15 protein-coding genes are annotated in these 13,587 nt (G+C 70.5%); 7 read left to right on the top strand and 8 right to left on the bottom strand.

The window, feature by feature from the left end:
- The first annotated feature begins 64 nt into the window (after window positions 1–64).
- On the top strand, window positions 65–1,099 hold the full coding sequence (locus LWP59_RS16420) for an aldo/keto reductase (RefSeq protein WP_144645476.1): 1,035 nt from the start codon (window positions 65–67) through the stop codon (window positions 1,097–1,099).
- A gap of 423 nt (window positions 1,100–1,522) precedes the next feature.
- On the opposite strand, the gene LWP59_RS16425 is transcribed toward LWP59_RS16420, so the two are convergent.
- Both LWP59_RS16425 and LWP59_RS16430 read right to left on the bottom strand, forming a co-directional pair.
- A complete protein-coding gene (locus LWP59_RS16425; protein ID WP_233921994.1) occupies window positions 1,523–1,729 on the bottom strand; it encodes a hypothetical protein in 207 nt (68 codons plus the stop codon).
- A 15-nt stretch (window positions 1,730–1,744) separates the two neighbouring features.
- Complete coding sequence (locus LWP59_RS16430; protein ID WP_233921925.1) at window positions 1,745–2,872, bottom strand: amidohydrolase family protein; 1,128 nt, start codon at window positions 2,870–2,872, stop codon at window positions 1,745–1,747.
- 267 nt (window positions 2,873–3,139) lie between these two features.
- On the opposite strand from LWP59_RS16430, the gene LWP59_RS16435 reads away from it, so the two are divergent.
- Together LWP59_RS16435 and LWP59_RS16440 are read left to right on the top strand one after the other, a co-directional pair.
- Entirely contained in the window at window positions 3,140–3,976 is an 837-nt protein-coding gene (locus LWP59_RS16435; RefSeq protein ID WP_144639372.1) for an SDR family oxidoreductase, read from the top strand.
- Window positions 3,977–4,078: 102 nt separating this feature from the next.
- Window positions 4,079–4,843: an enoyl-CoA hydratase gene (locus LWP59_RS16440; protein WP_144639374.1), complete on the top strand. Its 765-nt coding sequence runs from the start codon at window positions 4,079–4,081 to the stop codon at window positions 4,841–4,843.
- A gap of 19 nt (window positions 4,844–4,862) precedes the next feature.
- Here LWP59_RS16440 and LWP59_RS16445 read toward each other — a convergent pair whose 3' ends face one another.
- The gene (locus LWP59_RS16445; protein WP_144639376.1) at window positions 4,863–5,864 is read right to left on the bottom strand and encodes an LLM class flavin-dependent oxidoreductase; all 1,002 of its coding nucleotides are present in this window, start codon (window positions 5,862–5,864) and stop codon (window positions 4,863–4,865) included.
- 199 nt (window positions 5,865–6,063) lie between these two features.
- Here LWP59_RS16445 and LWP59_RS16450 point away from each other — a divergent pair, with 199 nt between their 5' ends.
- Genes LWP59_RS16450 through LWP59_RS16465 form a run of 4 tightly spaced genes read left to right on the top strand, consistent with a single transcriptional unit; the run spans window position 6,064 to window position 9,974 of the window.
- The gene (locus LWP59_RS16450; RefSeq protein ID WP_144639378.1) at window positions 6,064–6,834 is read left to right on the top strand and encodes an SDR family NAD(P)-dependent oxidoreductase; all 771 of its coding nucleotides are present in this window, start codon (window positions 6,064–6,066) and stop codon (window positions 6,832–6,834) included.
- A gap of 9 nt (window positions 6,835–6,843) precedes the next feature.
- Window positions 6,844–8,355: an acyl-CoA synthetase gene (locus LWP59_RS16455; RefSeq protein WP_144639380.1), complete on the top strand. Its 1,512-nt coding sequence runs from the start codon at window positions 6,844–6,846 to the stop codon at window positions 8,353–8,355.
- Between the two features lie 11 nt (window positions 8,356–8,366).
- Window positions 8,367–9,209 (top strand): TIGR03619 family F420-dependent LLM class oxidoreductase, encoded by an 843-nt coding sequence (locus LWP59_RS16460; RefSeq protein WP_144639382.1) that lies wholly within the window; start codon window positions 8,367–8,369, stop codon window positions 9,207–9,209.
- Between the two features lie 24 nt (window positions 9,210–9,233).
- Window positions 9,234–9,974 carry an SDR family NAD(P)-dependent oxidoreductase gene (locus LWP59_RS16465; protein WP_144639384.1) on the top strand — a complete coding sequence of 247 codons (741 nt, stop codon included), beginning with the start codon at window positions 9,234–9,236 and terminating at the stop codon, window positions 9,972–9,974.
- Between the two features lie 2 nt (window positions 9,975–9,976).
- On the opposite strand, the gene LWP59_RS16470 is transcribed toward LWP59_RS16465, so the two are convergent.
- From LWP59_RS16470 to LWP59_RS16490, 5 genes are all read right to left on the bottom strand, one after another.
- Window positions 9,977–10,270, bottom strand: coding sequence for a hypothetical protein (locus LWP59_RS16470; RefSeq protein WP_229857705.1), 294 nt, complete (start codon window positions 10,268–10,270; stop codon window positions 9,977–9,979).
- A 159-nt stretch (window positions 10,271–10,429) separates the two neighbouring features.
- Entirely contained in the window at window positions 10,430–11,176 is a 747-nt protein-coding gene (locus tag LWP59_RS16475; RefSeq protein ID WP_144639386.1) for an SDR family NAD(P)-dependent oxidoreductase, read from the bottom strand.
- Window positions 11,173–11,940, bottom strand: coding sequence for an SDR family NAD(P)-dependent oxidoreductase (locus LWP59_RS16480; protein ID WP_144639388.1), 768 nt, complete (start codon window positions 11,938–11,940; stop codon window positions 11,173–11,175). The genes LWP59_RS16475 and LWP59_RS16480 overlap by 4 nt, the downstream gene beginning before the upstream one ends.
- 7 nt (window positions 11,941–11,947) lie before the next feature.
- On the bottom strand, window positions 11,948–12,373 hold the full coding sequence (locus LWP59_RS16485; RefSeq protein ID WP_144639390.1) for a Zn-ribbon domain-containing OB-fold protein: 426 nt from the start codon (window positions 12,371–12,373) through the stop codon (window positions 11,948–11,950).
- Entirely contained in the window at window positions 12,370–13,560 is a 1,191-nt protein-coding gene (locus tag LWP59_RS16490; protein ID WP_144639392.1) for a thiolase C-terminal domain-containing protein, read from the bottom strand. Before LWP59_RS16490 ends, LWP59_RS16485 begins: the two co-directional genes overlap by 4 nt.
- Window positions 13,561–13,587 lie beyond the last annotated feature (27 nt).

The following is a 13,587-nucleotide window of genomic DNA, read 5'->3' on the forward strand; positions in this document are numbered from 1 at the left end:
ATCGACCGGGTAGCCGGGCAGACGTGTGGATCGCAATACGGCAAGGGAAGGTGGCGGGCGTCAGATGCAGCTGCGAGTGCTGGGCCGCACGGGCGTACGGGTTTCGGCCCTGTGCCTGGGAGCGATGTCGTTCGGCCGGATGGGCAACGCGGATCACGACGACAGCGTGCGGATCGTCGACCGGGCCCTCGAAGCCGGGATCAACTTCATCGACACCGCCGACGCCTACTCCCGGGGCGAGTCCGAGGAGATCGTCGGCCGGGCGATCAAGGGGCGCCGCGACGACGTCGTGCTGGCGACGAAGTTCTACAACCCCATGAGCTCCGCGCCCAACGACCGGGGCGGCTCGCGCCGGTGGATCACGCGCGCCTGCGAGGACAGCCTGCGCCGCCTGGGAACCGACTACATCGACCTGTACCAGATGCACCGGCCGGACCCGGACACCGATCTCGATGAGACGCTGGGCGCGTTGTCGGATCTGGTCCGCCAGGGCAAGGTCCGGCTGATCGGTACCTCGACCTTCCCGGCCGAGGAGCTGGTCGAAGCACAGTGGACGGCGCAGCGCCGCGGGCACGTGCCGTTCCGGTGCGAGCAGCCGCCGTACTCGTTGTTCGTGCGCGGGCCCGAGCGGGACGTGTTCCCGGTGTGCGAGCGCTACGGGATGGGCGCGATCGTGTGGAGCCCGCTCAACGGCGGCTGGCTCACCGGGAAGTACCGGGCGGGGCAGCAGGCGCCGGACGGTTCGCGGTTCGACCGGCTGGCACGTGGCTCGTGGCGGGTGGACGCGTCTTCGGCGCGGCGGAAGTCGGAGCTGCTGGCGGAGATCGAGCGGATCGGGGCGGACGCCGGCCTGGATCTGATCACGCTCTCCGTCGCCTTCACCCTGGCGCATCCGGCGGTCACGTCGACCATCATCGGGCCGCGCACCCTCGAACAGCTGGAGTCGCAACTGCCCGCGGGTGAGGTGCGGCTCAGCGACGAGGTGCTCGACCGGATCGACGCCGTCGTCGCGCCGGGGGAGACCGTGGATCGCGCGGACTTCGCGTACGAGCCCCGCGCGATCCGGCACCCCGGGCTGCGCCGCGTCAGCGGGTCGTGACGCCGGCTGCCGTCTTCGCGCTGTCCGCCAGCACGCCCGGGACCCACGCGGCGATCCGGTCCCAGAGGACGGCCCGGCTGCCCGCGAAGTTGTGGCAGTGCGCCGAACCCTCGACGAGGTGGAGGGTGACGTCGCGGGAGGCACGGTAGCTGGTGCCAGTACCGCTTGTCGTAGGTGCCGCCCGCCAGGCAGACCAGCACGGCCGGGGCGGCGACGGGCCGCTCCGGCAGGAACAGCAAGGATGTCTGGGTCAGTGGCTCGCCGGTGGCTGTCGCGTCCGTGACGTCGAACGTGAGCTCTCGCGGGGCCATGTCTCTCCCTTGAAACCGACCGGATACAGCGAAACTACATCAACACCGGGAGGGGCGTCCACATGGGAGAAGCCCCGCGGCGCGAGGCCGCGGGGCTCCTCCTGCAGATCGGTCAGGCGATCGATCCCGTGTGTCTGCGGGCCATGTTGAGGCCTTCTTCGCGGGTGGGTGCGGTGGTTTCCCATTTTTCGCAGGAGCAGGCGACGAGGTAGGTGTCTTTGTTGTTGGGGATGACGGACTGGGCGATGCATTCGCCGTTGGTGTTCGCGACGTTGTGCAGGAACTCGGTGGGCGAGTCGTGCATCAGGTTGTCACTCATGGTCGTGTCCTGATCTCAGGCGGTGGTGGGGGTGGCGGGCACGTGGGGGAACAGTTCGCGGTAGGCGCCGATGGTGATGCGGTGTTTGATCGTGGGGTCGACGTGGTCGAACAGGTCGTGGAGTGTTTTCTGGGTGTGTCCGTAGGTGCCTTCCATGTGGGGGTAGTCGCTGCCCCACAGGACGTTGTGATAGCCCATGGAGGTGGCGGCGGCGATGGCGGACTGGTCGTGCTGGAACGAGGCGTAGACCTGGGAGTAGATGATCTCGCGGGGGGTGCGGTCGAGTTTGGGGCGGACGGCCATGTGGTGCTGGCGGTAGCCTTCCTCGATGCGGTCGGCGATGAACGGGACCCAGGTGGCGCCGCCCTCGGAGACCAGGACCTTGAGGTCGGGGTGGCGGTCCAGGGCGCCGGAGGCGACCATTTTGGTGACCGCGCGCTGGCCGCCGAAGGTGGTTTCGGTGTAGTTGAGGACCGCGCCGCCGGGGCCGCGGAAGACGACACCGGCGGAGGCGCCGGCACTCAGGTCGATGGGGTCGGTGCCGATGTGGAAGGCCAGCACGATGCCGGCCTGTTCGGCGACGGTCCAGAACGGTTCCCATTCCTTGCGGTTGTAGTCCACCTGCAGCGGGTGTGGTGTGACCGGCAGGAACACCGCTTTGAAGCCCAGTTCCGCGACCCGTTCGAGCTCGTGCACGGCGTCGTCGATGTCCAGGGTGGAGACCTGGGCGGTGGAGATCAGCCGGGGTTGTGCCTGGTCGATGGTCGCCCACGCCCAGTCGTTGCTGACCCGCAGCGCCTCGCGCAGCACCTCCGGGGTGCGGAAGGAGGAGCTCCACATGCCCAGTGACGGGAACACCAGCTCCGACCAGATGCCCTCCTGGTCCAGGTCCTTCATCCGCAGGTCCACGTTCGCCGCACCGGGAGCCCGGCTGGAGGCGTCGAAGAACTCCTGCTGCGCCGAGGTGGGCAGCTTACGGCGGAAGGACATGCCATCGATGTGCACCGTCTCCCACTCCCCATCGGGATCCTTCTCCGACCGCGGCACCAACTCCGCCAACCGCGGCGGCAAACTCTCCCGCCACAGATCATCCGGCTCCAGGAAATGCGAGTCACCCGAATTCGCCCAGATCTTCTCCACCATCACGCTGCCTCCTTCTTCGCTGTCCTTCACCCGCCGCGCTCGTCCCCGTCGCGACGGTGAAAACGTCATTTTCACATGGTCACCCCGCTGCCGCGGTCTGTCAACCGCGGCGGTCCGCGTGCGGGCTGCCGGGTCGCCACCGGGCGGTTCCACATCGGCACGCGTTGCGCCTCGTTCGCGCAAGAGTATAGATTTACTAGCGAAAAGTGGCCGAAGTTCTGCCCCGGGAAAACCGGCAGCCGCGCACCGAGTCACGAAGGAGCGTCCATGACCACCTTGGCGGGAAAAACCCTGATCATGTCCGGCGGCAGCCGCGGTATCGGCGAGGCGATCGCCGTGCGTGCCGCCCGTGACGGGGCCAACGTCGCGCTGATCGCGAAGACCACCGAGCCGCATCCGAAGCTGCCCGGCACGATCTACACGGCCGCGAAGGCGATCGAGGAGGCGGGCGGCCAGGCGCTGCCGATCGTCGGCGACATCCGCGACGACGAGGCGGTGCGGGCGGCCGTCGAGCAGACCGCCGAACGGTTCGGCGGTATCGACATCGTGGTGAACAACGCCAGCGCCATCGACCTGAGCCCGACCGAAGCGGTCAGCATGAAGCGCTACGACCTGATGCAGGACATCAACGCACGCGGCTCGTTCCTGCTGTCGAAGCTGGCGATCCCGCACCTGCGCAAGGCCGCCAACCCGCACATCCTCACGCTGTCGCCGCCGGTCAGCCTCGAGGAGAAGTGGTTCACCTCGGGCGCGCTGGCCTACAGCATCGCCAAGTACTCGATGAGCCTGGTGACCGTCGGCCTGTCCGCGGAGTTGCGCGCGGACGGTATCGCGGCGAACTCCCTGTGGCCGCGCACGACCATCGACACCGCGGCCGTGCGCAACGTGATCGGCGCGGAGATCGCCCAGCGCAGCCGGAAACCGGACATCATGGCCGACGCCGCGCACGCGATCCTGACCAGGCCGAGCGCCGAGGTGACCGGGAACTTCTTCATCGACGACGAGGTGCTCGCCGCCGAGGGGGTCACCGACTTCGCGAAGTACCGGCTCGGCGGCCGCGAAGAGGATCTGGAACTGGACATCTGGGTCGACCGGCGCCGCTGACGCGGCTGGTCCCGGGCGCGCCGGCGCACGCTCAGGACCAGCTCATATGGTTCATCCAGACGAACCCGTTCGCAGGGAGCGGTCCCGGGAAGGCGGCACGGCATGGGCGCGAGGACACCGTCGGACACCGGAGAGGTCGTCGTCGAGCGGGACGGCGGCACGGTCTGGCTCACCCTCGACCGCCCCGCCGCACGCAACGCGCTCAGCGAGCCGATGCGCCGCGCGTTACGCCGCGCCCTGCGTGGCGCCGACGCGGACCCGGAGGTCACGGCCGTCGTGCTGACCGGTCGCGACCCGGCGTTCTCCGGCGGGCTCGATCTCAAGGAGAGCCTGGGCGGCAAGCCCGCCGCCCGCGAGTATCCCGACCCGGGCCAGGTGCTGCGCGCTCTGCGGGTCCCGGTCATCTGCGCGGTCAACGGCGCCTGTTACACCGGTGCCCTGGAGATGGCGCTGAGCTGCTCGTTCCTGCTGGCCTCGGAACACGCCACGTTCGCCGACACGCACGCCCGCCTCGGGCTGCTCGCGGGCTGGGGGATGAGCGCGCTGCTGCCGCGCGCGGTCGGCACCCGCATGGCCCGGCAGATGATGCTGACCGGCGAGCCGATCGGCGCGGCGGAGGCCCTGCGCACCGGGCTGGTCAACGAGGTGCTGCCGCACGACGAGCTGATCCCGCGGGCCCGCGAGGTCGCAGCCCGGATCGGCCGCGCGCACCGCGGCGCGGTCCGCGCCACGCTGGACCTGCTCGACTCCGGCGACGGGGTGTCGCTGGCCCATGCGCTGGCGGCCGAGACCGACGCGAAGCTCCGCTGGCGTTCGGATCCGGCGGAGATCGCGCGCCGCTTCCAGCCGGGCGGTGCCGGGGGATGAGGGCCCGGCAGCGCCCGCGTCAGCGCCGGTCGAGCTGTTCCATCGTCGCGACGGCGGCCCGGGCGTAGTGCGCCTGGCGCTTGGGCCCGACCAGGAATGACGGTGTCGCCAGGAAAGCCAGCTGCGGCAGCACCTTCCGGCGCTCGAGTGTGGCGAGGGCCTCGCCGGTCGTGCCGCAGACCGCGATCTCCGCGAGCATGTCGTCGGTCACGGCGGTGGCCATCGCGTCGTTGTCCCCGGCCCGGAATCCCTTGCGGACGGCCTCGACCTGCGGCTGCCAGCCGTGCAGTTCGACGAGCCGGTCGTAGGTCTTCACGGTGAGGTAGAAGGCGACCTGACGGCGTGCGTCGAGCCGGGCGCGTTCGGGGTCTTCGTCGTTGATCGCGGTGATCACCCAGCCCCACCGGCGGATCCCCGCCGCGTCGCGCCCGGCCTCCGCGGCACCCGCCGCCAGCGCGGGCTCGACGACCTCGCTCCACCAGGCGTCGGTGAACAGCCCGTGGCCGAGCACGCCGTCGGCCGCCCTGCCGACCGTGCGGATCATGATCTTGTTGAACGCGCCGACGAGGATCGGCACGTCCAGGCGGCCGAGCACCGGCGCCCGGATGTCGGCCTTCACCGGGTAGAACTCGCCCTCGGTCTCGATGTGCTGCCAGTTCTCGGCGGTGAGGTAGGCGCGGATCGCGGTGATCAGCTCTGCCATCCGCTTGGCGGGCGAGCCCGACTCGGCCACGAACCAGTCCTGGTTCATCCGGCGGGTCCCGGCGCCGAGGCCCAGGAACAACCGCCCCGGCGCGGTCTTGGACAGGTGCCGGATCGCCGAGGCGTGCACGAACGGCGAGCGCGCGAAGGCGTAGGCGATGCCGGGGCCGACCTGAGCCGTGGTGGTGCCCGCCGCCATCTCGGCCGTGCTGAGATAGGCGTTGTGATCGGCGAACTCACCGGCGCAGAACGCGGTGGCGCCGGCTTTCTCCGCCTCCGCCGCGATCTCCGCGCCGGGCCAGGGAAGACCCCACTCCATCGTCGTCTCCTTAACTGTGTCGTTCGTTGCCAATCCGGCGGCAGCTACGGCGGAAACGGGTTTCTACGAGCAGGTCCGCTGCAGACCGTGTCCGCCTACTTTCGGTCGGATTGGTAACGGCCGGGGTTGGGTTGAAGAATCTAACTAAACATATTAGCGTCCGGAGGTGACAACGAGGCAAGAGTCAGGAGGGTCCGCAATGCGGCTCGAGGGTGGTTCCGCGATCGTGACGGGAGGCGCCGGCGGACTCGGCGGCGCGACCGTCCGCAGGCTGGCCGAGGCCGGGATGACGGTGGTCATCGCCGACCTCGCCGATGAGCAGGGCAAGGCGCTGGCCGCGGAGCTCGGGGGCGCGGTGCGGTACGTGCACACCGATGTGACCGACGAAGCGTCCACCAGGGACGCGATCGCGGCCGCGCAGGAGGCCGGGCCGCTGCGGGTCGCGGTGTCGGCGCACGGCGGGCCCGTCGCCGGCAGCAGGGTGCTCGACCGCGCGGGCGAGCCGTATTCGCTGGAGCTGTTCGAGCGCACCCTGAAGATCTACCTCACCGGCACCTTCAACGTCCTGCGGCTGACCGCGTCGGCGATGGCGCGCAACGAGCCGAACGAATCGGGCTGTCGCGGCGTGGTGGTCAACACCGCGAGCATCGCCGCGTTCGAGGGCCAGATCGGCCAGACCGACTACTCCGCGGCCAAGGGCGGTGTCGTCGGTCTCGGCCTCGTCGCCGCCCGCGACCTCGCGCCGGTCGGCGTGCGGGTGATGACCATCGCGCCCGGCACGTTCTTCACCCCGGCGTTCCGGATGGAGAAGGAGGCCGCGCAGGAGAAATGGGGCACGGCGGTGCCGTTCCCCAAGCGGATGGGCGAGCCGGCCGAGTACGCGCAGCTGGTGCAGAGCATCGCGGAGAACGACTATCTCAACGGCGAGGTCATCCGGATCGACGGCGCCCAGCGCTTCGGCCCGCGCTGAGGTGGGGGCATGCAGCTGACTCGGCTCGCCGCGGAGCTGGGCGGCAAACCGGCGATCGTCATGGGCGCGACGGGTGCCACGCTGACCTATCGCGACCTCGAAGCGCGCTCGAACCGGATCGCGCGGCTCTTCCGCGACCGCGGGCTGCGCCCGGGGGACCACATCGCCCTGTTGTTCGGCAACACGCTCGACGTGTTCCCGGTGGTGTGGGCGGCCCAGCGTTGCGGGCTGTTCTACACGCCGGTGAACTGGCACCTGGCCGAGTCCGAGGCCGCCTACATCGTGGAGAACTGCGAGGCGCGGCTGCTCGTGTCCGAAGTGGACATGGAGCCGCTCGCCTCGGCCATCGCGGGCGGGCTGGACCGGCTGGTGACCGGCGGGCACGTGGACGGGGTGGAGAGCCTGGACGCCGCGGTCGCGCCGTTTTCCGACGAGCCGGTCGACGACGAGACCGAGGGCTACTACATGCTCTACTCGTCGGGAACCACCGGGCGTCCCAAGGGAATACTGCCGGAGCTGCCCGCCACGCCCTTCGGCACCGGGTTGCCCATCGACCACCTGATGGCCGGGCGGTTCGGCTTCGGCAGGGACACCGTGTACCTCAGCCCCGGTCCGATCTACCACGCCGCGCCGCTGGGCTGGACGACCGGAACCGTGCGCAACGGCGGAACCGTCGTGGTGATGGAGAAGTTCGACGCCGAGCAGACCCTGCGGCTGATCGAGCGGCACGGCGTGACGCACGGGCAGTTCGTGCCGACGATGTTCGTGCGGATGCTCAAGCTGCCGGGGGAGATCCGTAGCCGGTACGACGTTTCGAGCCTGCGGGTGGCCGTGCACGCGGCCGCGCCCTGCCCGGTCGAGGTCAAGGAGAAGGTGATCGACTGGTTCGGGCCGAAGCTCGTCGAGTTCTACGCCGGCAGCGAGGGCAGCGGCTTCTGCCTGATCGACACCCCGGCCTGGCTGACGCACAAGGGTTCCGTCGGCAAGCCGGTCATGGGCGAGGTGCACGTCTGCGACGACGACGGTACCGAGCTGGGGCCGGGGGAGGTCGGCACGGTCTGGTTCGGCGGCACCCGCCGCTTCGCCTACCACCGCGACCCGGAAAAGACCGCGAGCGTGCACAACGACCGCGGCTGGAGCACGCTCGGCGATCTCGGGCAGGTCGACGAGGAGGGCTACCTTTACCTCTCCGACCGGCGGACAGACCTGATCCTTTCCGGCGGCGTGAACATCTATCCCCGGGAGATCGAGGACGTCCTGGCACTGCACCCCGCGGTCGAGGACGTCGCGGTCATCGGCGTGCCGGATCCGGAGTTCGGCCAGCGGGTGCATGCGGTGGTGCACCCGGCCGGGGCGGCCCGGCCGGAGCTGGCGGACGAGCTGATCGCCTACTGCCGCGACCGCCTCGGCCACTACAAGTGCCCGAAGACGGTGTCCTTCGCCGATGTTCCGCGCCTGCCCAGCGGCAAGATCCTGCGGCGCGAGCTGATGAAGCGGCACGAAGGCGTGGCGACGAGCTGAGGAGTACGACGATGCGCTTCGGGCTGAACATCGTGCCGGTCCGCCCGGCGGAGCTGGGCGAGCTGGCGGTTCGCGCCGAAGAGCTCGGCTTCGAGTCGTTGTGGTCCGGCGAGCACGTGCTCACGCCCGTCGAGCTCGGCGACGGCTACCCGAGTGGGCCGAAACCGCCGTTCGCACCGGACTCGCGGTTCACCGAGCCGTTCGCGACGCTGTCCTTCCTGGCCTCGGTGACGCAGCGGGTGCGGCTGGGCACCGGAGTGCTGATCCTGCCGTTGCATCCCGTCGTCCCACTGGCGCGTGCGATCGCGACCGTGGACGTCTTCTCCGGCGGGCGGTTGAGCCTCGGGCTGGGCGCGGGCTGGATGCGTGAGGAGTTCGCCGCGGTGGGGCAGGGCTTCACCGACCGCGGACGGCGGATGGACGAGATGCTCACGGTGCTCGACCTGCTCTTCGGCCAGGACCGGCCGAGCTTCGAGGGGAAGTTCCACCAGCTGCCCCCGATGGGATTCGAGCCGAAACCCGTGCAGCGCCCGCATCCGCCGTTCCTCATCGGCGGTTCCTCGGCGGCCGCGCTGCGGCGTGCCGCGCGGGTGGGCGACGGCTGGTACGGCAGCCAGGACCCACCGGACAAGCTCGCTCCCGTCATCGCGCAGCTGCACCGGCTGCGTGCCGGCTACGGCCGCGACGGGCTGTTCGAGATCACCGCCCTGCTCGGCTGGGGACAGGAGTTCGACGCCGACCTCGTCCGGGCGTACGCCGACGCGGGCGTGCACCGGTTGGTCGTCACCCCTTGGGCCCGTAGTCGCGAGGCGCCGGCGGGGATCGACCGGTTCGCCCGCGCGGCCGGGATCTGACCATTGTGGACGAAGAGGAGCACGATGCCGGAGTTCGACGGCAGGGTCGCGCTGGTGACCGGCGGTGGCAAGGGGATCGGCCGCGCGATCTCGCTCGAACTGGCCCGGCGCGGCGCCGACGTGGCGATCAACTACCGGGCTGACGCGGACGCCGCGGCGGAGACGGCGGAGGAGATCCGCGGGCTCGGCCGCCGCACGCTGCTGGTGCCCGCCGACATCACCGACGCCGATGCGGCCGAGGCGATGGTGACCGCGGTCCGCGCCGGGCTCGGCCCGGTCGGGCTGCTGGTCAACAACGCCGCGTACACCCGGCTGATGCCGCCGGACGAGCTGGGGCTGCGGGCCTGGCGGCGGATCTTCGCGGCCAATGTGGACGCCGCGTTCCAGATCACCTGGCTGGTCAAGGAGGACATGCGCGAGCACGGGGGAGGAGCCGTGGTCAACATCTCCTCGACCTCGTCGCTGAAACCGGATCCGGCCACGATCGCCTACGGCGCTTCGAAAGCCGCGCTCAACGCCTTCACCGCGAGCGCCGCGCTGGCGTTGGTGGGGGACGGGATCCGGATCAACGCCGTCGCCCCGGGCTTCACCCGCACGCCCCGGGTCGCCACCGTGGACCCGGCGACACAGGCGGCGATGCTCGCCGGCGTGCCGATGGGACGCCTCGCCGAGGCCGGCGAGATCGCCGCCGTGGTGGTGTTCCTGCTCTCGGAGCAGGCGAGCTACGTGACCGGGCAGGTGGTCTCGGTCGCCGGCGGTTCCTGACGCTACGCCGTGCGCAGCATGCCGAAGATCGCGGACAACACCAGTGCGACGGCCATCGCCGGGAACAACCCGAGCTTGCCGCCGATGCTGATCGTCTTGGGCAGTCCGGGAATCGGCAGGAGCAGCTCACCGCGCCGGAGGAACGAGTAGAGGTAGGCCGCGTAGAGGGCGATGGCCCCGGTCGCGAAGTTGACCACTCCGGAGCTGCGGAAGGTGACGACGAGCGCGAGCGCGAGTGCCGCGAAGACCGCACCGTTGCCGAGCCCGAGTACCAGGAAACCGATGTGCTGCGACATCGCACCACCTCATGTAGTCGTCGAGCGACGCGGCTATTCCGGATACTCTAAATACTCGCTCGGAGCGCGGTCAACCACGGCAGCAGCGTTGCTTGCCTGCGATAAGGCCAAGATCGGTATGGGCGCTACCTGGTGAAATAATTACGTGTACTAAATAAGTCACCGGGTCCGGACGCCGCCGTCGACCTCCAGCACCGTGCCATTGGTGAACCCGGCCGCGGGGGAGACGAGGTATTCCACGGCCGCGGCGATGTCTTCTCCCGTGCCGGGCCGGCCGACGGCGATGCCGCGGCCGATCCGCTCACTCCAGGCCGGGTCGGCGCCGCCGGGGCCGTAGAGCTCGGTCTGCGGGACAAAGCCCGGCGCCACGGCGTTCGCGGTGATGCCGTCGGGGCCCAGTTCGGTCGCCAGCGTGCGGATCCACCGATTCAGGGCGGCCTTCGTGGACGCGTACGCGACTTCGCCGCCACCGCCCGTCGCCCTCGCCGCGGCCGAGGTCACCACGACGACGCGGCCGCCGGGCCGGCGCAGCAACGGCTGAAAGGCGTGTGCGGGCAGTACCGCCGAAAGGATGTTCTGGTCCACCGTGGACCGCCAGTGCGCCGCCACGTCCGCCAGTGTCTCGACCGGACCGTGCTGCGCGCCGCCCGCGTTGAGCACCAGCGCGCCGACGACGCCGAGCTCGGCGCGCGCGAACTCCGCGAGCGCCTCGACGTCAGCGGGCCGGGAGAGGTCGGCGGTGCAGGGGATCAACCCGCCACCGGCCCGCTCCAGCACTTCGCCGCGGCGCCCGGCGATCACGACCCGGTTCCCCCGGGACGCGAGCCGCCGGGCGATCGCCAGTCCGATCCCGGTACCGCCACCGGTGACGACGGCGGTACCGGGGCCCGTGTCCGCGCCGCTCATCGCGGCGCGAACCGCTGCCCGGCGTCGAGGCGAAGGCACTGGCCGTTGAGCATCGGGTTGTCCACGATCGCCAGCGCGAGCTTCGCGTACTCCTCGGGCCGGCCCATCCGCCTGGGGAAGGCGGCGTCCTTGGTGAGCGCGACCTTCATCTCCTCGGACAGCCGCCCGATGCCCCCGGTGGCGAACAGGCTGGGTGCGATGGCGAGCACCCGGATGCCGAGCGAGCCCAGGTCACGGGCCATCGTCAGGGCCATCCCGGCGATCGCGGCCTTGGCCGCGGTGTAGGCGACCTGCCCGATCTGTCCTTCGAACGCGGCGATCGACGCGGTGTTGACGATGACGCCCCGCTCGCCGGTCTCCGGGTCCTCGGGTTCGTTGCGGCTCATGTGCAGGGCGGCAAGCCGGCTGATGTTGAAGGTGGCCACCGTGTTCAGGTCGAGTACCCGCCGGAAGGACTCCAGCCCGTGCGGACCCTTCCTGGACAGGGTGCGCTCGGCCATGCCGCCGCCCGCGGTGGTGACGGTGACGTGCAGTCCGCCCAGCGCCTCGACCGCGGCCTCCAGTGCGACCTCGGCGCGAGCGAAGTCGGTCACGTCGACCGGGTGGAACGTCCCGCCCAGCGCCGCCGCGACCTCGGCGCCGGCCGAGCCCGGGCGGTCCAGCACCGCGACGGCGGCGCCGCGCGCGGCGAACAGCTCGGCGGTGGCCCGGCCCATCCCGGACGCGCCGCCGACGACTGCTGCCTTCTTGCCCTTGATCTCCATCCCGGCCCTACCCGGCCGGCCGGAACAGCGGCAGCTTCCAGCCCTCGGCGATGGGCGAGAAGAGCACCTCGACCTCGTCACCGATCCGGACCTGCGCCGGGTCGACGTCGATCACGTTGCTGACCAGCCGGGCCCCGGGTGCATCGGGCAGCTCGAGCACGGCCGCGACCAGCGTGATGTCCGGCAGGCCGGGAAAGCCGTGCACCACCGAGAAGCTGTACACCACGGCACGGCCGGCGAGCTGGGCCCACTCGACCTCGCGCGACTGGCAGTTCGGGCAGAAGGGCGTGGGTGGCATCCGGAACGTGCCGCACCCGGCGCATTTCGCCGCGACCAGCCGGTCCTCCTTCGCCGCCTGCCAGAACGGCTCGGTGTACGGGTCCGTGGTGATGTGGACGTTTTCGCCGGGCAGCGCCGTGGCGAGCGCGGTCATGAGTCCCTCCCGAGGATGAGCCCGGAGACCGGGAGCGCGGCGGGGCCGCCGGAGACGAGTGCGAGTTCGGCGTCGGGGACCTGGTTGATGGCCGTGCCCCGCATCTGTTCGACGCCTTCCTTGATGTGGGTCATGCCGATGATGTAGGCCTCGGAAAGCTGGCCGCCGTGCGTGTTGACCGGGATGGAGCCGCCCTTGTAGCGGATGGCGCCGCTCTCCACGAACTCGCCGCCCTCGCCCTTCGCGCAGAAGCCGTAGTCCTCCAGCTGCATCAGCACCATCGGGGAGAAGTGGTCGTAGAGCAGCGCCACGTCAATGTCGGCCGGTCCGACACCCGCTCGCTGGTACAGGTGCTTGGCCACCGGTGCGTGCCCGGAGGAGGCGAAGTTCTCGCCGGGCATGCCCATCCAGCCGAACGCGCGGCCCCACTCGCGCCTGCCGCCATGGGCCGCGGCGACCACCGGCACCGGCTTCTGCTTCAGGTCCTTCGCCCGGTCCGCGCTGGTGGTGATCACGGCGACGGCGCCGTCGGTCTCGAGGCAGAAGTCGTACAGGCACAGCGGTTCCGCGATCATCCGCGCGTTGAAATAGTCCGCCCGCGTGAGTGGTTCCTTCTTGAGCGCCTTCGGCCGGTTCGCCGCGTTCTCCCGCTGGGACAGTGCGATCTCGGCGAACGCCTCCCGGCGGGTGCCGTAGTCGTGCATGTGGCGCCGGGTCAGCACCGACATCAGGTGCCCCGGGCCGGACAGGCCCGAGGGCTGGATGAAGGAGTTCAGCGGGCTGGGCGGCACCGCGGCGAAGACCGAGCCAAGCCGCTGCCGCGCCTGCTGCAGGGCCATCACGGTCACCACCACGTTGGCGTCCCCGGCGACGATCGCCGCGCGGGCGAGCCCGATGGACCCGGCCGCGCCACCGCCGCCGGAGGTGAGCGCGGCGGTGAAGGTGACCTCGGGGATGCCCAGGGTCTCCATGAAGTCCGCGGTGTCCATCGACTGGCCGTAGCCGGCGCCGGCGCCGGAGTAGTAGGCGAAGCCGTCGATGTCCTTCGCGGTCAGCCCGGCGTCTTCGCAGGCGGCCAGGATGGCCGAACCGGCGAGCTCGGTGATCGTTCGTGGCCAGGACTGGCCACGCCGGTAGTACTCGGTCGCGCCCACTCCGACTATGGCGACATCACTCGTGGCCCTCATCGGCCTCCTCCTCAGCGAAAACGTCGT

It is taken from the genome of Amycolatopsis acidiphila, assembly GCF_021391495.1.
Classification (GTDB): Bacteria; Actinomycetota; Actinomycetes; order Mycobacteriales; family Pseudonocardiaceae; genus Amycolatopsis_E; species Amycolatopsis_E acidiphila.

Excerpts from the sequence above, each read along its gene's own strand:
- LWP59_RS16420 (WP_144645476.1), top strand. The coding sequence starts at position 65 with ATGCAGCTGCGAGTGCTGGGCCGCACGGGCGTACGGGTTTCGGCCCTG.
- LWP59_RS16425 (WP_233921994.1), bottom strand. The coding sequence starts at position 1,729 with ATGAGTGACAACCTGATGCACGACTCGCCCACCGAGTTCCTGCACAAC.
- LWP59_RS16430 (WP_233921925.1), bottom strand. The coding sequence starts at position 2,872 with ATGGTGGAGAAGATCTGGGCGAATTCGGGTGACTCGCATTTCCTGGAG.
- LWP59_RS16435 (WP_144639372.1), top strand. The coding sequence starts at position 3,140 with ATGACCACCTTGGCGGGAAAAACCCTGATCATGTCCGGCGGCAGCCGC.
- LWP59_RS16440 (WP_144639374.1), top strand. The coding sequence starts at position 4,079 with ATGGGCGCGAGGACACCGTCGGACACCGGAGAGGTCGTCGTCGAGCGG.
- LWP59_RS16445 (WP_144639376.1), bottom strand. The coding sequence starts at position 5,864 with ATGGAGTGGGGTCTTCCCTGGCCCGGCGCGGAGATCGCGGCGGAGGCG.
- LWP59_RS16450 (WP_144639378.1), top strand. The coding sequence starts at position 6,064 with ATGCGGCTCGAGGGTGGTTCCGCGATCGTGACGGGAGGCGCCGGCGGA.
- LWP59_RS16455 (WP_144639380.1), top strand. The coding sequence starts at position 6,844 with ATGCAGCTGACTCGGCTCGCCGCGGAGCTGGGCGGCAAACCGGCGATC.
- LWP59_RS16460 (WP_144639382.1), top strand. The coding sequence starts at position 8,367 with ATGCGCTTCGGGCTGAACATCGTGCCGGTCCGCCCGGCGGAGCTGGGC.
- LWP59_RS16465 (WP_144639384.1), top strand. The coding sequence starts at position 9,234 with ATGCCGGAGTTCGACGGCAGGGTCGCGCTGGTGACCGGCGGTGGCAAG.
- LWP59_RS16470 (WP_229857705.1), bottom strand. The coding sequence starts at position 10,270 with ATGTCGCAGCACATCGGTTTCCTGGTACTCGGGCTCGGCAACGGTGCG.
- LWP59_RS16475 (WP_144639386.1), bottom strand. The coding sequence starts at position 11,176 with ATGAGCGGCGCGGACACGGGCCCCGGTACCGCCGTCGTCACCGGTGGC.
- LWP59_RS16480 (WP_144639388.1), bottom strand. The coding sequence starts at position 11,940 with ATGGAGATCAAGGGCAAGAAGGCAGCAGTCGTCGGCGGCGCGTCCGGG.
- LWP59_RS16485 (WP_144639390.1), bottom strand. The coding sequence starts at position 12,373 with ATGACCGCGCTCGCCACGGCGCTGCCCGGCGAAAACGTCCACATCACC.
- LWP59_RS16490 (WP_144639392.1), bottom strand. The coding sequence starts at position 13,560 with ATGAGGGCCACGAGTGATGTCGCCATAGTCGGAGTGGGCGCGACCGAG.